Source organism: Stenotrophomonas sp. MH181796 (assembly GCF_009659995.1).
GTDB lineage: Bacteria > Pseudomonadota > Gammaproteobacteria > Xanthomonadales > Xanthomonadaceae > Stenotrophomonas > Stenotrophomonas riyadhensis.
This window is the reverse complement of sequence record NZ_RAHU01000005.1, coordinates 201,972-221,295: the sequence shown is the minus strand read 5'-3', so window position 1 is coordinate 221,295 and position 19,324 is coordinate 201,972. Positions and strand designations below refer to the sequence as shown.

Annotated in this window: 10 protein-coding genes; 8 read left to right on the top strand and 2 right to left on the bottom strand. The window is 65.4% G+C overall.

The genetic code is table 11. From position 1 onward, the window contains the following. Positions 1-259: 259 nt before the first annotated feature. Positions 260-5,236, bottom strand: coding sequence for an NAD-glutamate dehydrogenase domain-containing protein (locus D5301_RS13970; protein ID WP_153855989.1), 4,977 nt, complete (start codon positions 5,234-5,236; stop codon positions 260-262). A 250-nt stretch (positions 5,237-5,486) separates the two neighbouring features. On the opposite strand from D5301_RS13970, the gene D5301_RS13965 reads away from it, so the two are divergent. The 4 genes from D5301_RS13965 to D5301_RS13950 all read left to right on the top strand — a co-directional run bounded on the left by D5301_RS13965 (position 5,487) and on the right by D5301_RS13950 (position 11,921). After that, on the top strand, positions 5,487-6,143 hold the full coding sequence (locus D5301_RS13965; RefSeq protein ID WP_032127669.1) for a TetR/AcrR family transcriptional regulator: 657 nt from the start codon (positions 5,487-5,489) through the stop codon (positions 6,141-6,143). Continuing rightward, entirely contained in the window at positions 6,143-7,411 is a 1,269-nt protein-coding gene (locus tag D5301_RS13960; RefSeq protein ID WP_153855988.1) for an efflux RND transporter periplasmic adaptor subunit, read from the top strand. The genes D5301_RS13965 and D5301_RS13960 overlap by 1 nt, the downstream gene beginning before the upstream one ends. A gap of 15 nt (positions 7,412-7,426) precedes the next feature. Beyond that, on the top strand, positions 7,427-10,600 hold the full coding sequence (locus D5301_RS13955) for a multidrug efflux RND transporter permease subunit (RefSeq protein WP_153855987.1): 3,174 nt from the start codon (positions 7,427-7,429) through the stop codon (positions 10,598-10,600). 403 nt (positions 10,601-11,003) lie between these two features. Next, positions 11,004-11,921, top strand: a complete 918-nt coding sequence (locus D5301_RS13950; RefSeq protein ID WP_153855986.1) for a hypothetical protein — start codon at positions 11,004-11,006, stop codon at positions 11,919-11,921. 46 nt (positions 11,922-11,967) lie between these two features. On the opposite strand, the gene D5301_RS13945 is transcribed toward D5301_RS13950, so the two are convergent. Next, positions 11,968-13,116: an acyl-CoA dehydrogenase family protein gene (locus D5301_RS13945; RefSeq protein ID WP_324187325.1), complete on the bottom strand. Its 1,149-nt coding sequence runs from the start codon at positions 13,114-13,116 to the stop codon at positions 11,968-11,970. A gap of 153 nt (positions 13,117-13,269) precedes the next feature. Between D5301_RS13945 and D5301_RS13940 the strand changes: the two genes are divergently transcribed. The 4 genes from D5301_RS13940 (at position 13,270) to D5301_RS13930 (ending at position 19,321) form a co-directional block, all read left to right on the top strand. After that, the gene (locus D5301_RS13940; RefSeq protein ID WP_053450235.1) at positions 13,270-14,199 is read left to right on the top strand and encodes a metalloregulator ArsR/SmtB family transcription factor; all 930 of its coding nucleotides are present in this window, start codon (positions 13,270-13,272) and stop codon (positions 14,197-14,199) included. A gap of 13 nt (positions 14,200-14,212) precedes the next feature. Beyond that, positions 14,213-15,304, top strand: a complete 1,092-nt coding sequence (locus tag D5301_RS24255; RefSeq protein WP_228756409.1) for a homocysteine S-methyltransferase family protein — start codon at positions 14,213-14,215, stop codon at positions 15,302-15,304. A 57-nt stretch (positions 15,305-15,361) separates the two neighbouring features. Then, the gene (gene metH, locus D5301_RS13935; protein ID WP_228756408.1) at positions 15,362-18,046 is read left to right on the top strand and encodes a methionine synthase; all 2,685 of its coding nucleotides are present in this window, start codon (positions 15,362-15,364) and stop codon (positions 18,044-18,046) included. Positions 18,047-18,136: 90 nt separating this feature from the next. Next, a complete protein-coding gene (locus D5301_RS13930) occupies positions 18,137-19,321 on the top strand; it encodes an MFS transporter (RefSeq protein WP_153855985.1) in 1,185 nt (394 codons plus the stop codon). Positions 19,322-19,324: the final 3 nt, after the last annotated feature.

Genomic DNA, 19,324 nt, shown 5'->3' with positions numbered 1-19,324 from the left:
TCCATGGTGCTCACGGTCCCGGCGGATATGCCGGTCATCCACCTGGCAGGTTCACAGCCGGCGTCGGGACAGGTGGTCGCAAAAGGCCAAAGGCAGAAACAGAACGGCCCCGCTTTCGCGGGGCCGTTCCTCCAACTGCTGCAGATCAGGAGCCCCCCTGAGTCAGGGGGGCGCGCCAACGGCGCGGGGGTCTGGGAGCATGGTTGGCATGGGGCCCACGGTTTGCAGAGCAAACCGTGGGGCGTCAGCGCGAATGCGCTTACGCACCATGCGCGGCCAGCTGGCCCAGGCGCTGGACGGCGACCGAGACGGTCGGGTAGTCCAGGGTCTTCTGCTCGGCCAGTTCGGCCAGCATCGCCAGGGTGAAGCGCAGGCTGTTGTCGTCGCGCCCCATCCAGGCCGCCACCTTCGCTTCAGCACTGCTGCCCTTGGTGCCCAGCACCTGGCCCGCCAGGTTGCGGTGGTTGGCGGCCAGTTCGTCACGCAGCACGCCACGTGCCACGGCGTGCCAACGGCCATTGACCTCCAGCGCGTCGACCTGCTCGAACAGCCACGGCAGCTGCAGGGCATCGCCCAGGCGGAAGTGGACCTTGGACACGTCCACCGGCTTCAGCTTGCGGGTACGGGCCAGCTCGATGATGTCGAACGCCGGCTCCAGGAAGTGCAGTTCGGCCAGCTGCTGCGCCAGGGCGGAAGGCAGGCCCTTTTCCTTCCACTCGGCCACCAGCGCTTCGTAGGTCGGACGCTGCGAATCCGGCAGCACACCCGACGCAACGCGGATGTCGTTGAACGGACCCTGGTAGCGGTTGACCGCTTCGGTGATGCCCGGCATCGCACCCGGGCGCGACAGCAGCCAGCGCACGAACGAGCGCTGCAGCTTCCAGATCACTTCCAGTGCGTCGATCTGCACCGACTCCGGCACCTTGCCGTCGAGGGCATCGATCTGCGCCCACAGCGCGCGCGCATCCAGCGTTTCACGGCTGATGGTGTAGGCCTTGGCGACCTCGGCGATGGAGCGGCCGGTGTCTTCCTGCATGCGCATCAGGAAGGTGGCGCCCATGCGGTTGATGGTCTGGTTGGTCACGGCCGTGGCGATGATTTCGCGCTTCAGGCGGTGACGCTCCATCGCGTCGGCGTACTTCTTCTGCAGCGGGGTCGGGAAGTAGCGCTGCAGTTCCTTGGACAGGTACGGATCTTCCGGGATGTCCGAATCCAGCAGCTGGGCGAACGCCACCAGCTTGGAGTAGGACAGCAGCACCGACAGTTCCGGACGGGTCAGGCCCTGGCCGCGTGCCTTGCGCTGCGACAGCTCGGCATCGGACGGCAGGAATTCGATCTGGCGATCGAGCAGGCCCTGCTGTTCAAGCGTACGGATGAAGTGCTGCTTGGAACCCAGGCGCTTGACCGCCATCCGCTCCATCAGGCTCAGCGCCTGGTTCTGGCGGTAGTTGTCGTTGAGCACCAGCTCGGCGACTTCATCGGTCATCGAGGCCAGCAGCTTGTTGCGCTGCTCGACGGTCAGCTTCTTGGCCCGCACCACATCGTTGAGCAGGATCTTGATGTTGACTTCATGGTCGGAGGTGTCGACACCGGCCGAGTTGTCGATGAAGTCGGTGTTGAGCAGCACGCCGGCCTGGGCAGCTTCGATGCGGCCCAGCTGGGTCATGCCCAGGTTGCCGCCCTCGCCCACCACCTTGCAGCGCAGCTCGCCACCGTTCACGCGCAGGGCGTTGTTGGCGCGGTCGCCGACATCGCTGTGCTGCTCGCTGGCGGCCTTGACGTAGGTACCGATGCCGCCGTTCCACAGCAGGTCGACCGGCGCCTTCAGGATCGCGCTCATCAGGTCGTTCGGCGACAGCGCCTTGACGTTCTCGTCCAGGCCCAGCACTTCACGCACCTGCGGGGTGATCTCGATCGACTTCAGGCTGCGCGGGTACACGCCGCCGCCCTTGCTGATCAGCTTGGCATCGTAGTCCGCCCAGCTCGAACGCGGCACGGTGAACAGGCGCTCACGTTCGACGAACGTGGTGGCTGCATCCGGGTTCGGGTCCAGGAAGATGTGGCGATGATCGAACGCAGCGACCAGGCGGATGTGGCGCGACAGCAGCATGCCGTTGCCGAACACGTCGCCGGACATGTCGCCGACGCCGACCGCGGTGAAGTCCTGGCTCTGGCTGTCACGGCCCAGCGCACGGAAGTGGCGCTTGACCGACTCCCATGCACCGCGTGCGGTGATGCCCATGCCCTTGTGGTCGTAACCCACCGAACCACCGGAGGCGAATGCATCGCCCATCCAGAAGCCGTGCGCGATGGCCAGGCCGTTGGCGATGTCGGAGAAGGTCGCGGTGCCCTTGTCGGCGGCCACCACCAGGTACGGATCGTCCATGTCGTGACGCACGACATCCACCGGCGGCACGATCTTGTTGTTGACGATGTTGTCGGTGATGTCCAGCAGGCCCTGGATGAACAGCTTGTAGCAGGCCACGCCGTTGGCGAAGATCGCATCACGGTCGCCGTTCACCGGCGGGGTCTTGGCGAAGAAGCCGCCCTTCGCGCCGACCGGCACGATGACGGTGTTCTTGACCATCTGCGCCTTGACCAGGCCCAGCACTTCGGTACGGAAGTCTTCACGACGGTCCGACCAGCGCAGGCCACCACGGGCGACTGCGCCGAAGCGCAGGTGGGTACCTTCCACGCGCGGGCCGTAGACGAAGATTTCGCGGTACGGGCGCGGTTTCGGCAGGTCCGGCACCAGCGCCGAATCGAACTTGAAGCTGATGACATGGCCGTGCTGGCCGTTGGCATCGGTCTGGTAGTAGCTGGTACGCAGGGTCGCGTCGATCACGCCCATGAACGAGCGCAGGATGCGGTCCTCGTCCAGGCTGGACACGCGGTCCATCAGCTTCAGCAGCGCATCGCGCGCGGCCTGCATCTGCGCGTCGCGGTCACCCTTGCGGGCGTCGACCACGGTCTTGAGCACCTTCAGGGTGGCGTCGTCGCCAGCGGCCAGTACATCGAAGTGCGCCTTCAGCTGGGCCTGGCCGGCAGCGATGTCGTCCTTGCCTTCGTGGCCGGTGGCCGGATCGAAGCGGGCTTCGAACAGCTCGACCAGCAGGCGGGCCAGCAGCGGGTAGCGCGCGAAGGTGCCTTCCACGTAGGCCTGCGAGAACGGCACGCCGGTCTGCAGCAGGTACTTGCAGTAGCCACGCAGCATGGCGACCTGGCGCCAGTGCAGGCCAGCGGCCAGCACCAGGCGGTTGAAGCCGTCGTTCTCGGCATCGCCGTGCCAGACGCGGGCGAAGGTCTCGCCGAAGGCTTCATCGACGCTGGCGGCATCGATCGCGCCGGCGGTCGACTCGACCTCGAAGTCCTGCACGTACACCGGCGCGTTGTCGACCGACAGGCGGTACGGACGCTCGGCGATCACGCGCAGGCCCATGTTTTCCATCATCGGCAGCGCGTCCGACAGCGGAATGTCGTCCAGCTGGCGATACAGCTTCAGGCGCAGGCCATCACCGCTTTCGCGCGGCACGGCCTGCAGGCTCAGGCGCAGGTCGTCCGGGCCGGTCAGGGCATCGAGCTGGCTGACATCGTTGGCGGCAACCGCGGTGCTGTTGTCTTCGATGTAGCCGGCCGGCAGTGCCTTGCCGATACGGGCGGCGATGCGCAGGCCTTCGGTCTCCCCGTGGCGGGTGACCAGCGCTTCGCGCAGGTCGTCCTGCCAGTTGCGCAGCACCTGGGCCAGCTTCTGCTCCAGTTCGGCGGTATCGACGTCGAGCATCTCACCCGGCTTCGGGCGCACGATCAGGTGCACCTGGGCCAGCGGCGATTCGCCCAGCACCACCGAGCTGTCCACGTATTCGCCATGCAGCGCGTCCTTCAGCATCGCTTCGATGCGCAGGCGCACGTCGGTGTTGAAGCGCTCGCGCGGCAGGTAGACCAGCGCGGAGATGAAACGGCTGTACTTGTCACGGCGCAGGAACAGGCGGCTGCGCACGCGCTCCTGCAGGCCCAGCACGCCCATGGCAGTGCGGAACAGTTCGTCCTCGCTGGACTGGAACAGTTCTTCGCGCGGCAGGGTTTCCAGGATGTGGCGCAGGGCCTTGCCGCTGTGGCTGGCCGGGGCCAGGCCCGACTGCTTCATCACGTGCTCGTGGCGCTGGCGCACCAGCGGGATTTCCCACGGGCGACGGTTGTAGGCGCTGGAGGTGAACAGGCCGAGGAAGCGCTGCTCGCCGATGATCTTGCCCTTGGCGTCGAATTCCAGCACGCCGATGTAGTCCATGTAGCCGGCGCGGTGCACGCGCGAACGGGCATTGGTCTTGGTCAGGATCAGCGCGTCCTTCAGCCCGGACGTGGTGTTCAGGCCCTGCGCGGCCAGGGTCTTGACCGGACGTGCGGCGGACTTGTCCTTGCCGCGCATCAGGCCCAGGCCGGTGTCGTTCAGCGGCGCCAGCACCTCTTCCTTGCCCTGCTTCTCGACGCGGTACTCGCGGTAGCCGAAGAAGGTGAAGTGGTTGTCGGCGGCCCAGCGCAGGAATTCCTGTGCTTCCTTGCGCGACGCGTCGTCGACCGGCAGCTGGCGGCTGCCCAGGTCGTCGGCCAGCGCCAGCGCCTTGTCCTTCATCGGCTGCCAGTCGCGCACGATCGCACGCACTTCGTCCAGCGCCTTGCTGATGGCCTGCTCGATGGCGGCCATGGCTTCGGCCGGCTGGCGGTCGATTTCCAGCAGCATCACCGACTCGGCATCCCCCTCGCCGACCTTGACCAGCTTGCCGGCCTTGTCGCGGGTGAAGCGCAGCACCGGGTGGCCCAGCACGTGGACGCCCACGCCCTGTTCGGCCAGCGACATGGTGACGGTGTCGACCAGGAACGGCATGTCATCGTTGACGATCTGCAGCACGGTGTGCGGCGATTCCCAACCATTGGCCTTCGCGGTCGGATTGAACACGCGGACGTTGGCCTTGCCGGCCTTGCGGGCACGGGCAAATTCCAGCGTCTCAGCCGCGAGAGCGGCCCACTCTTCAGCGCTGTGGTGCGGGAACTCGTCCGACTCCATGCGCTTGTAGAAGTCAGTGGCGAAGGCCACCGCTTCGGCCTGTGCGGCCGCGGGGTAACGCTTGCGCAATGCCGTGTACACCGGCTCCAGGGAGAAACCAGCGGTCACTGCGACCTCCGACTCTGCTGGTTTGGTCTTGTTTTTCACGGTCTTGGCTGCGGTTTTTTGCGGTTTCATGGCAGAGCGATGCGCTTGCTCAGTTGGGAAAATGAAATTGTAGCCCTACCGCACGAAAAGGCCTTGCTGCAGGACGGAATAAGTAGATTCGGGTTTGCTGCGGTTTAGACGCCTATTCAGTTCGCACCGGTATGGTCCTGGCACCCACTTCAGCACTGCCGACAGGATCGGCAAAGCGTGTTACCGGAAGACACACGCGGCGACGCCGATTCGATTCCACAATCCTGAACTGGACGGTATAGTCCACCGCGTGAACCCGGCCTACCTCCCCGTCGCCCTCGACGCACGCGATGAGCGCGTGTTCGATGCCGTGCGCGAGCTGTTGGCCCAGCAGGGCATGCAGATGAGCATGGACGCGGTGGCCCAGCATGCCGGCTGCTCCAAGCAGACCCTGTACTCGCGCTACGGCAACAAGCAGGAACTGCTGCGCCGGGTGATGCAGCGCCATGTCGGCCACGCTACCGGAGCCATGGTTCGTGCACTCCGCACTGACGACCTGCGTGCCAGCCTGCTCCAGTTCGCCACCGACTTCCTGGAGCATTTCAACCAACCGCACGTAGGGCAGGCCTGTCGGCTGATCGCCGCCGACGCGGCCCAGTTTCCCGAAGAGGCGCGTACGCTGTACCGGCATGGCGCCGGCGCGCTGACGCTTCATCTTGCTGAATGGATTGAAACCGTTTGCATGCGTGGCCAGCTCCGGCATGACGACCCGCACTTCATGGCCGAACTGCTGCTGAGCATGATCGCCGGTCAGGATTTCGACAAACAGCGTTTCCATACCCCCCATCGTGATGACGCGCAGCTGCGTCGGCGCTGGGCAGAGTTCTCCGTCGACAGCTTCCTGCGCGCGTTCGCGCCTCAGCCGTCGGCGGCCCCGTCTTCAAACCAACCCCGGAGTTCCTCCTGATGACCGCCCCACTCCGCACCCTTGCCCTGACGTGCGCCGTTGCTGTCGCTCTGGCTGCCTGCAAGAAGCCGGAACAGCAGATGCCCCCGCCGCCGGAGGTGGGCGTGATCGACGCCAAGCCGCAGACCCTGCCGCTGCAGCGCGAGCTGGTCGGCCGCCTGTCGCCGTTCCGCAGCGCCGACGTCCGCGCACGCGTACCCGGCGTGCTGCTCAAGCGCGTCTACCAGGAAGGCTCGCAGGTCAAGCAGGGCCAGCCCCTGTTCCTGATCGACCCGGCGCCGCTGCGTGCCTCGCTCAACGCCTCCGAGGCGCAGCTGGCCTCGGCCCGCGCGACCTACGCCAATGCCAAGGTCGCCGCCGACCGCGCACGTTCGCTGGCCCCGCAGCAGTTCGTCTCCAAGGCCGACCTGGACAATGCCGAATCGGCCGAGCGCACCGCGCTGGCCGCGGTCAAGCAGGCCGAAGCATCGGTGACCTCCTCGCGCATCAACCTGGGCTACACCGAAGTGACCGCACCGATCAGCGGCGTGGCCAACAAGCAGCAGGTCACCGAAGGTGCGCTGGTCGGCCAGGGCGATGTGACCCTGCTGACCACCGTTGACCAGCTCGACCCGCTGTACGTCAACTTCTCGCTGAGCGTGGACGAGCTGACCCAGCTGCGCGCGCAGCAGGCCAAGGGCGCGCTGGCGCTGTCCGGCGACGGCAAGGCCACGGTCAACGTCAAGCTGGCCGACGGCACCACGTACAGCGAGCCGGGCACGCTGGACTTCTCCTCGACCACGGTCGACCCGGCCACCGGCGCGGTGTCGCTGCGTGCGCTGCTGCCGAACCCGCAGCAGATCCTGCTGCCCGGCGCCTTCGTCAGCTTCCAGGCCAACCTCGGCGAGCGCAACAACGCCTACCTGGTGCCGCAGCAGGCGCTGCTGCGCGACACCACCGGCGGCTACGTGATGGTGGTCGGTGCCGACGGCAAGGTCGTGCGCAAGAACGTGAAGACCGATGGCGCGCAGAACGGCAACTGGCTGGTCAGCGACGGCCTGGCTGCCGGTGACAAGGTGATCGTGGCCGGCGTGCAGAAGGTCAAGGAAGGTTCACCGGCAGTGGCCAAGCCGTGGACCCCGGGGCAGGACGCCAACGGCAAGCCTGCCGCAGGCGGCGCCGCTCCGGCGGGCGCAGCACCGGCCGCAGGCAAGGCACCGGCCGACGCGGCCAAGCCCGAGCAGGCCGATGCGGCCAAGCCGGCCGCCACCGATTCGAACAAGCAGTAACGGGAACCTTCCGTCATGCCTAAATTTTTCATCGAACATCCAGTCTTCGCCTGGGTGGTTGCGATCCTGATCTCGCTCAGCGGCGTGATCGCGATCCTCAACCTGGGCGTGGAGTCCTATCCCAACATCGCCCCGCCGCAGGTCACCGTCTCGGCGACCTACCCGGGCGCCAGTGCGGACACCACCGAGAAATCGGTCACCCAGGTGATCGAGCAGCAGCTGACCGGTATCGATCACCTGCTGTACTTCAGCTCCTCGTCGGCCTCCAACGGCCGTGCGCAGATCACCCTGACCTTCGAGACCGGTACCGATCCGGACATCGCCCAGGTGCAGGTACAGAACAAGGTCTCGCTGGCCACGCCACGACTGCCTTCGGAAGTAACCCAGCAGGGCGTGGTGGTGGCCAAGGCCAACGCCGGCTTCCTGATGGTGATCGCGCTGCAGTCCGATACGCCGGCCATCAACCGTGACGCCCTGAACGACATCGTCGGTTCGCGCGTGCTCGACCAGGTCTCGCGTATCCCCGGCGTCGGCAGCACCCAGCAGTTCGGTTCCGAGTACGCCATGAACATCTGGCTGAACCCGGAGAAGATGCAGGGCTACGGCCTGTCGGCCAGCCAGGTGCTGGCCGCGGTGCGTGCGCAGAACGTGCAGTTCGCTGCCGGTGCGCTGGGTTCGGACCCGTCGCCGGAAGGCCAGCACTTCACCGCCACGGTCTCGGCCGAAGGCCGCTTCAGCTCGCCGCAGGAGTTCGAGAACATCATCCTGCGCGCCAATGCTGACGGCTCGCGCGTGCTGCTGAAGGACATCGCCCGCGTTGCCTTCGGTGCCAACAACTACGGCTTCGACACCCAGTACAACGGCAAGCCGACCGGCGCCTTCGCCATCCAGCTGCTGCCGGGCGCCAACGCCCTGAACGTGGCCGATGCGGTACGCGCCAAGATGGATGAGCTGCAGCCCAGCTTCCCGTCCGGCGTGACCTGGTTCTCGCCGTACGACAGCACCACCTTCGTCAAGATCTCCATCCAGGAAGTGGTCAAGACACTGTTCGAAGCAGTGTTCCTGGTGTTCCTGGTGATGCTGATCTTCCTGCAGAACTTCCGCGCCACGCTGATCCCGACCCTGGTCATCCCGGTGGCCCTGCTCGGCACCTTCCTGGGCATGTGGATGATCGGCTTCACGATCAACCAGCTGACCCTGTTCGCGATGGTGCTGGCGATCGGCATCGTGGTCGATGACGCGATCGTGGTGATCGAGAACGTCGAACGCATCATGACCGAGGAAGGCCTGGCGCCGAAGCCGGCCACGCAGAAGGCGATGACCCAGATCACCGGCGCGGTGGTGGCGATCACCGTCGTGCTGGCCGCGGTGTTCATCCCGTCCGCCCTGCAGGGTGGTGCCGCCGGTGAGATCTACAAGCAGTTCGCGCTGACCATCGCCATCTCGATGGCGTTCTCGGCGTTCCTGGCACTGGGCTTCACCCCGGCGCTGTGCGCGACCTTCCTCAAGCCGACGCACAACGACAACCCGAACATCGTCTACCGCACCTTCAACAAGTACTACGACAAGATCAGCCACACCTATGTGGGCCACATCACCTCGGCGGTGCGCCATGCGCCGCGCTGGATGATCCTGTTCGTGGTGCTGACCGCACTGTGCGGCTTCCTGTTCACCCGCATGCCGGGCAGCTTCCTGCCGGAAGAAGACCAAGGCTACGCGCTGGCGATCGTACAGCTGCCGCCGGGCTCGACCAAGGGCCAGACCAACGAAGTGTTCGCGCAGATGCGTGGCATCCTGGAAAAGCAGGATGGCTATGAAGGCATGCTGCAGGTGGCCGGCTTCAGCTTCGTCGGTTCCGGCGAGAACGTGGGCATGGGCTTCATCCGCCTGAAGCCGTGGGAGGAACGCAAGTTCACCGCGCCCGAGTTCATCCAGAACATGAACGGCGCGTTCTACGGCATCAAGGAAGCACAGATCTTCGTGGTCAACCTGCCCACCGTGCAGGGCCTCGGCCAGTTCGGCGGCTTCGACATGTGGCTGCAGGACCGCAGCGGTGCCGGCTACGAGCAGCTGACCCAGGCGCGCAACATCCTGCTCGGCAACGCCGCGCAGAAGCCCGAGGCACTGGTCGGCGTGCGCCCGAACGGACTGGAAAACGCCCCGCAGCTACAGCTGCACGTGGACCGCGTGCAGGCGCAGTCGATGGGCATGTCGGTGTCGGACGTGTACAGCACCATCCAGCTGATGCTGGCCCCGGTGTACGTCAATGACTTCTTCTACGAAGGCCGCATCAAGCGCGTGACCATGCAGGCCGATGGCCCGTATCGCACCGGCCAGGAGTCGCTGAAGAGCTTCTACAGCCCGTCCAGCCTGACCACGAATGCCGACGGCACCAACGCGATGATCCCGCTCAACACGGTGGTCAAGTCCGAATGGGTGTCGGCACCGCCGTCGCTGAGCCGCTACAACGGCTACTCGGCGATCAACATCGTCGGCTCGCAGGCCCCGGGCACCAGCTCGGGTGAAGCAATGCAGACCATGGAGAGCATCGTCAACGACGACCTGCCGGCCGGCTTCGGCTACGACTGGTCGGGCATGTCCTACCAGGAAATCCTGGCCGGCAACGCCGCGACGCTGCTGCTGGTGCTGTCCATCGTGGTGGTGTTCCTGTGCCTGGCGGCCCTGTACGAAAGCTGGTCGATCCCGGTGGCGGTGCTGCTGGTCGTGCCGCTGGGCGTGCTCGGTGCCCTCGGCCTGTCGATGCTGCGCGGCCTGCCCAACGATCTGTTCTTCAAGATCGGCCTGATCACCGTGATCGGCCTGGCGGCGAAGAACGCGATCCTGATCGTGGAGTTCGCGGTGGAGCAGCGCGCAGCAGGCAAGAACCTGCGCGACGCCACCATCGAAGCGGCCCGCCTGCGCTTCCGCCCGATCCTGATGACCTCGTTCGCGTTCATCATGGGCGTGATCCCGATGGCGATCTCCACCGGCGCCGGCGCCAACTCCCGCCACGCCATCGGTACCGGCGTGATCGGTGGCATGCTGTTCGCCACCCTGCTCGGCCTCCTGATGATCCCGGTGTTCTTCGTGGTCGTCCGCCGCATGCTGGGTGACAAGCTGGATGAACCGTCCAAGGAGTTCATGGAACGCCAGCGCGATGCGGAAACCGCCCACCGTCCGGATCGTTGATCCGGTGGTGAGCTGAAATGAAAAGGCCCCGGAGCGATCCGGGGCCTTTTTCATTCGCGCATGGTAGATGCCTTGCCAACCAAGGTTGGCATCTACCAATGCTGCGGCTGACCCGGTAGTCGCCAACCTTGGTTGGCGCTTTGCAGTGCCACGTGTCAGCGCAGCAGTGCAACCACGGTGCACATGGTGGCGCCGGAGACAGGTCGCATCCGGCCCACATTGCGAACACCGCACCGCTGCACCGTATGGGATCGCACGCCACACTCGCGCTCAAGGCGTCTCCCGGGTTCGCAGACAACCCCAATTTTGGATTTCTGGCAGTGCAGAGGTCCGGTATGTCCTGATCGTTGCTATCCAGATGTTTCCACGGCAATCGATCCAATGCCGTCCCAGGAGACCGATCATGGATGGAAAAGCTCTACGTTTCTTCAGCCACTCTGCTCTGCTGCTCAGCGCGTTGTCTGCAGCCGGCAGTATCCAGGAAGCCCGCGCCAAGGGCGTCCTCGTCTGCGACAACTGTCGTGATCCACGCGCACTGGCCATCGCCTCGGGCACGGGCCCCACCATCGTCGCGGACTTCCAGCAACGGCGGCTTCACGGTTTCGATGTGGAATACGATCGAGAGCTACGACGCTATCGGGCAACCAGAGCGGTGATTCCCGACCCGATCAACGCATCCTTCAACCGGATCATGGGCATGCTCGACAACAACGTGCCGACAGCACAGTTCGCAGCACGACAAAGGGCCGGTAGAGGCGCACAGTTCGAAGTGCATCCAGACGATCCGCAATCCGCCAATGGCATACGATTTCCGGAAGAGCACAAAAATCTCAACGCCTACGATGTCGTGCAGATGGCCACCGAGCGATCAAGGCTGGAAGGTGACATCGGAAAGGCCTTCACAGGCGCGACAACGTCGTCGGTCGCCTGGAACAGCATGGCGACCTTCCTCTCCTCGATTGGACTGAGTTTCGTCAGCAAGACCATCGGCATTGACAGCGCTGTTTACCGGATCACATGGCGCGATGGCTCGAAGACCACCCTGGTCATCACGCCCTCGTCAGTTGACAGAGCCCGCTATGTGCAAGGTGAAAGTCTTGATGCGAAGGGCAACAAGATTCCGGACGGTGCAGTCACCGATCCGGAATTGGCTCGTGGGTTCGTAGGTAGCTATCGTTTCGACGATCGAGACGAACTCGAACGATGGGTGGACTCGGCCCGCCTCTATGGGGTGACCATGTTTCCAAGCACGCCACAAGGATCACTTCAGATCGTCTGTGAATGGGATGGAAGAAACATCGTCTGCCGACTACCGCGTTGACCGCGCGGAAAATCGGGGCGGCAATCGCCGCCCCGTCGGGGGGCCATCAGCGCAGCCCGGTCTCGTTGCGGGCGATCACCAGGCGCTGGATCTCCGAGGTGCCCTCGTAGATCTCGGTGATCTTGGCATCACGGAAGTAGCGCTCCAGCGGCATTTCCTTCGAGTACCCCATGCCGCCGTGGATCTGCACGGCCTGGTGGGTGATCCACATCGCCGCTTCCGAGGCCGTCAGCTTGGCCACTGCCGCTTCGGTGCTGAAGCGCTTGCCCTGGCCCTTCACCCACGCAGCGCGCAGGGTCAGCAGCAGCGCTGCGTCCAGCTTGCACTTCATGTCGGCGATCTTCGCCTGGGTCATCTGGAAGGTGCCGATGGCCGCGCCGAAGGCCTTGCGCTCCTTCACGTATTCCAGGGTCGCTTCATACGCGGCCCGGGCGATGCCGATGGCCTGCGAGGCGATGCCGATGCGACCGGCATCGAGCACACTCATGGCGATGTTGAAGCCTTCGCCTTCCTGGCCCAGCACATCCTCAGCCTGTGCCACGTAATCGTTGAACTCGATCTCGCAGGTGGCCGAGGCACGAATGCCCAGCTTCGGTTCGGTCTTGCCACGGCCGAAGCCCGCCTTGTCAGTATCGATCAGGAATGCGGTAATGCCGCGCGCGCCCTTGTCCGGCTCGCTCATCGCGAACAGCACGATGTACTTGGCCACCGGGCCAGAGGTGATCCAGCTCTTCTTGCCGTTGATGACGAAGGTGCCATCGGCCTGCTTCACTGCACGGCAGCGCATGGCGGTGGCATCCGAACCGGACTGCGGCTCGGTCAGCGCGAACGCGCCGATGGCCTCGCCTTCGGCGATGGCACGCACATACTTCTGCTTCTGTTCCTCGGTACCGTGGGTGAGGATGCCGTTGCAGAACAGCGAGTTGTTGACCGACATGATGGTCGAGTGGGCAGCGTCGGCGGCGGCGACCTCCACCATCGCCAGCACGTACGCCACCGGGTCCATGCCCGCGCCACCGTATTCGGTCGGCACTTCGATGCCCATCAGGCCGTTCTCGCCCAGCAGGCGGATGTTGTCCAGCGGGAACTCGCCGGTGCGGTCATGGTGCTCCGCGCTCGGGCCGATCTTCTCCTGCGCGATGCGCCGCGCCACGTCCTGCAGCATCAACTGCTCTTCAGTAAAGCTGAAATCCACAACACCCTCCCGGGTACATGAAGTTATGGGCCGCGCACCGCGCGCCCAGGTGCCTCGATTGTACCGGGGCCCGCCAGTTTCCGTACGCCAGCGACTTGACCGCGGAAGGCCTTCTCGGCGAATATATCTCTATATCGCGATAGGTAGATATTTATGGATCTGGAAGATTGGTCGACCCGCCTCAAGGTGTTCGCCGATGCGACCCGCGTGCGCCTGCTGGCGCTGCTGGAGCAGGAAGAGCTGACCGTGGCCGAACTGTCGGCGATCACCCGCCTGGCGCAGCCACGCGTGTCCACCCATCTGGCGCGCCTGAAGGAAGCCGGCCTGGTCCGTGACCGCCGTGCCGGCGTGTCGGCCTATTACCGCTTCGACGAGGCCCAGCTGGACCCGGCGCAGCGCGCATTGTGGCATGCCTTGAGCAACGGAAGCGACGACCCGCTGCTGCGGCAGGACGCTGAACGGGTTGCCGCCGTGCTGGCCCACCGTGCCGCCGACCAGAACTGGGCCGACAGCGTGGCCGGCGACATGGAGCGCCACTACTCCCCGGGCCGCACCTGGGAAGCCCTCGCGCGCACTGCGTTGCCGCTGCTTGAGACCGGCGACGTGCTCGACATCGCCTCCGGCGACGGCGTGCTGGCCGAACTGGTCGCCCCGCATGCCAAGCGCTACATCTGCATCGATACCAGCGCGCGCGTGGTTGCTGCCGCCAGCGAACGCCTGCGCCGCCTGCCCAACGTGGAAGTGCGCGAGGGCGACATGCATGCCCTGCCCTTCAAGGACGGCAGCTTCGACCTGGTGGTGCTGATGCACGCGCTGACCTACGCCAGCAAACCGGCGCAGGCGGTCACCGAAGCCGCGCGCGTGCTGCGCCCTGGCGGCCGCCTGCTGCTGTGCAGCCTGGCCCGCCACGAGCACAAGGCGGCGGTGGAGGCCTACGGCCACGTCAACCTCGGCTTCAGCGACAAGGAACTGCGCAGATTCGTCGACAAGGCCGGCCTGCAGGTATCCAGCCTGGAGACGGTTACCCGCGAAAAGCGCCCGCCGCATTTTGAAGTGATTTCACTGATCGCCAACAAGCCCTGACGCCGAGACCGCCATGTCCGCCCTGCCCTGGCTGCATCCTGATCGTGCCAATGCCCTGCTCGACGCCCTGCGTGAGCGGATCCTGATCATCGACGGCGCAATGGGCACCATGATCCAGCGCCATGGCCTGCAGGAAGACGACTACCGTGGCGAGCGCTTCGCCGGTGGCTACGATCATGTGCATGGCCCCGCTTGCGACCACGCCGTGCAGGAAGGCCATGACCTGAAGGGCAACAACGATCTACTGCTGCTGACCCGGCCGCAGGTCATCGCCGACATCCACACCGCCTACCTGGACGCCGGTGCGGATCTGGTCGAAACCAACACCTTCAACGCCACGTCGGTCAGCCAGGCCGACTACCACCTCGAGCACCTGGTGTACGAGTTGAACAAGGCCGGTGCTGCGGTCGCCCGCACCTGCTGCGACGCCGTGGCCGCAACCACGCCGGGCAAGCCGCGCTTCGTGATCGGGGTGATCGGCCCGACCAGCCGCACCGCCTCGATCAGCCCCGATGTCAACGATCCGGGCTTCCGCAACACCAGCTTCGACGAACTTCGCGACACCTATCGCGAAGCCATCGAAGGCCTGATCGACGGTGGGGCCGACACCCTCATGGTCGAGACCATCTTCGACACCCTCAACGCGAAAGCCGCGTTGTATGCACTGGAAGAAGCCTTCGATGCGCGTGGCGCACGGTTGCCGGTGATGATCTCCGGCACCATCACCGACGCATCGGGACGCACCCTGTCCGGGCAGACCGCCGAGGCCTTCCACGCGTCGCTCGCGCATGCGCGCCCATTGTCGATCGGCCTGAACTGCGCACTGGGTGCCGACGCGATGCGCCCGCACGTGGAAACCCTTTCGCAGGTCGCCGACTGCTACGTCAGCGCGCACCCCAACGCAGGCCTGCCCAATGCCTTCGGCGAGTACGACGAGACGCCCGAGGACATGGCCAGCACCCTGCGCGGTTTCGCCGAGGATGGCCTGTTGAACCTGGTCGGTGGCTGCTGTGGCTCCACCCCTGACCATATCCGCGCAATCGCCGAGGCCGTGGCCGGGCTGCCGCCGCGCGCCCTGCCCGGTATCCAGGAGCAGGCCGCATGAATGTCGCCGCCACCGTTCCGCACTTCCCGCCCTATTGCTGTTGAGCTGACGCCTGCCATGACGCCTGTCCGCCCTACCCGCCTGTCCGGCCTGGAACCTCTGGTCATCACTCCGGACCTTCTGTTCATCAACGTCGGCGAGCGCACCAACGTCACCGGCAGCGCGCAGTTCCGCAAGCTCATCAAGGAAGGCCGCTACGAAGAAGCGGTGGACGTGGCCCGCCAGCAGGTGGCCAGCGGCGCGCAGATCCTCGACGTCAACATGGACGAGGGCCTGATCGATTCGGAAGCGGCGATGACCCGCTACCTCAACCTGATCATGTCCGAGCCGGACATCGCCCGTATTCCGGTGATGGTCGACTCCTCCAAGTGGAGCGTGATCGAGGCCGGCCTGAAGTGCCTGCAGGGCAAGAGCGTGGTCAATTCGATCTCGCTGAAGGAAGGCGAGGCGCTGTTCCGCGAGCACGCACGCAAGGTCCTGCGCTATGGCGCGGCCGCGGTGGTGATGGCATTCGACGAAAGCGGCCAGGCTGACACCTGCGCACGCAAGGTCGAGATCTGCACCCGCGCCTACCGCATCCTGGTTGACGAGATCGGCTTCCCACCGCAGGACATCATCTTCGACCCGAACATCTTCGCCGTCGCCACCGGCATCGAAGAGCACGACAACTATGCGGTGGACTTCATCGAAGCCACCCGCATCATCAAGCAGACGCTGCCGCACTGCCATGTGTCCGGCGGTGTTTCCAACGTCTCGTTCTCGTTCCGTGGCAATGAAACGGTTCGCCAGGCCATCCACTCGGTGTTCCTGTACCACGCCATTGCCGCCGGCATGGACATGGGCATCGTCAACGCCGGCGCGATGCCGATCTACGACGAACTGGAACCGGAGCTGCGCGAGCGCGTGGAGGATGTGATCCTCAACCGCCGCAGTGATGCCACCGAGCGCCTGCTGGAGATCGCCGAGCGCTACAAGGGCAAGAAGGGCGCGGCGAAGACCGAAGACCTGGCCTGGCGCGGCAAGCCGGTGGCGCAGCGCCTGGCGCATGCGCTGGTGCATGGCCTGGATGCCTTCGTCGAGGAAGACACCGAGCTGGCCCGGCAGGCCTCCAGCCGCCCGCTGGACGTGATCGAAGGTCCGTTGATGGATGGCATGAACGTGGTCGGCGACCTGTTCGGCGCCGGCAAGATGTTCCTGCCGCAGGTGGTGAAATCCGCGCGCGTGATGAAGAAGGCTGTGGCCTATCTGCTGCCCTACATCGAGGCCGAGAAGGCGCGCAGTGGCGACACCGCCAAGAGCAACGGCAAGATCATCATGGCCACGGTGAAGGGTGATGTGCATGACATCGGCAAGAACATCGTCGGCGTGGTCCTGGCCTGCAACAACTTCGAGGTGGTCGACCTTGGCGTGATGGTGCCGGCGCAGAAGATTCTCGATGCCGCGCGCGAGCACAACGCCGACCTGATCGGCCTGTCCGGGCTGATCACTCCCTCGCTGGAGGAGATGAGCCACGTCGCCCGCGAGATGGAGCGCCAGGGTTTCAACCTGCCGCTGCTGATCGGCGGCGCCACCACCTCGCGCGCGCATACCGCGCTGAAGATCGACCCGCACTACAAAGCGCCTACGGTGTGGGTGAAGGACGCCTCGCGCGCGGTCGGCGTAGCCCAGTCGCTGATCTCGCGTGACCTGCGCGAGGCCTTCGTCGCCGCCAACGAGGCCGACTACGCCGAGATCCGCGCGCGCCATCGCAACCGTGGCGATGCCAAGCGCCTGGTTTCGCTGGAACACGCGCGCGGGCAGAAATTCCAGGGCGGCTGGGACAGCTACACACCACCGGCACCGGACCAGCCCGGCCTGCACATATTCGACGACTACCCGCTGGCCGAACTGGTCGACTACATCGACTGGACGCCGTTCTTCCAGGCCTGGGAGCTGGCCGGCAAGTTCCCGGCCATCCTCACCGACGAGATCGTCGGTACCCAGGCCAGCGATCTGTACAAGGACGCCCGCGCGATGCTCGAGCGCATCGTCAGCGAGAAATGGCTGACCGCCAAGGCCGTATTCGGCCTGTGGCCGGCCAACAGCATCGGCGACGACGTGCGCGTGCAGCACCCGCTGGGCGAGACCACGCTGCACTTCCTGCGCCAGCAGGTGGACAAGCCGGCCGAGCGCCCGGACTTCTGCCTGGCCGATTTCATCGCCCCGGCCGACAGCGGCAGGCAGGATTGGATCGGCGCCTTCGCTGTCACCGCCGGTATCGGCATCGACGCGCATGTCGCGCGCTTCGAGGCCGAGCATGACGACTACAACGCGATCCTGCTGAAGGCCCTCGCCGACCGCTTCGCCGAGGCGTTGGCCGAGCGCCTGCACCAGCGCGTGCGTACCGAATTCTGGGGCCATGAGCGCGCCGAAACGCTGGACAATGAAGCCCTGATCGACGAGCAGTACCGTGGCATCCGCCCGGCGCCAGGGTACCCGGCATGCCCGGAGCACAGCGAGAAACGGCGCCTGTTCGACCTGCTGCAGGCCGAAGCCAACGCCGGCATGGAACTGACCGAGAGCTTCGCGATGCTGCCTACGGCGGCCGTTTCGGGCTACTACTTCAGCCATCCGCAGAGCCAGTACTTCGTGGTCGGCCGCCTCAGCCGCGAGCAGGTCAGCGACTACGCCCGGCGCAAGGGCGTGGACCGCGCCCAGGCCGAGCGCTGGCTCGCCTCCAACCTCGACTACGACCCCGAATGACACGAAAAAAAGGGACGGAGGGGATTAAGTCGCTTGCGGCACAAACGACTTAATCCCCTCCGTCCCCTTTTTTTGCTTCATCATTCCGCGATGACTGTCCCCGTTGCCCGGCTCTCCAGCTTCTACCTGTTCTATTACGCGGCACTTGGCGCGTTCACTCCGTACTGGAGCCTGTTCCTGACCGCGCGCGGGATGAGCGTGACCGCGATCAGCGTGATGATGGGCCTGTGGTATGCCACGCGCGTGGTCGCGCCCAGCACCTGGACCTCGCTGGCGGCAGCCTCGCCACGGCCGATCCGCCTGCTGCGCATCGGCTGCATCCTGACCCTGATCAGCTTCGCCGCCTTCCTGTTGCCCTTGCCGCAGCCATGGATGTACCCGGCGATGGTGGTGTTCTGCTTCTTCTACAACGCGGTGATGCCGCAGTTCGAATCGATTACCCTCACCCATCTCGGCAGTGACAGCCATCGCTACGGCCTGATCCGGGTCTGGGGCTCGCTCGGCTTCATCGCCGTCGTCACCCTGTTCGGGTGGCTGATTGAAGGCGACGGCACGACCAGCCACGCCGGGCTGCTGCCGTGGATGATGCTGCCACTGTTCGTCCTGCTGGTCGCATCCGCCTTCCGCAACCACTACGCACGCGGCATCGGCAAAGCCGAGGGCGACGCCAGCGGCTTCTGGCAGATCGTGCGGCGGCCGCCAGTGTTGGCGTTCTTCCTGGCCGCCTTCATGGAACAGCTCTCGTTCGGGCCGTACTACACGTTCTTCTCGGTCTACATGGACCATCACGGCTACCGCACATCCACGCTCGGCCTGCTGTGGACCATCGGCGTGGTGTTCGAAGTGGGTGTGTTCTTCACCATCGGCCGCTTCTTCCGCCGCTACGACGCCAGCTGGATGCTCCTGATCGCGCTGGTCAGCTCCTGCCTGCGCTGGGCGGTGACCGCCTTGTTCCCGGAGAACCTGCCGGTGATGCTGCTGGCGCAGACCGCGCACGCGCTGGGCTTTGCGGCGTTCTTCGCTGCAGCGATGCAGATGCTGGCGACCTATTTCCCGGGCCGCCTCAACGGCCATGGCCAGGGCCTGCTGTATGGCTTTTCGTCCGGTGTCGGTGGCGTGTTGGGCGCGCTCATTGCCGGCCAGCTATGGAAGATCGATGATGGCCGCACGGCGTTCCTGGCCGGCAGCGGCTTCGCCCTGGTCGGCGCCCTGCTGTGCTTCTTCGCCCTGAGCCTGCCACTGATCCGCGGGAAACGGCGCCGTCGCGCGCACTGACCA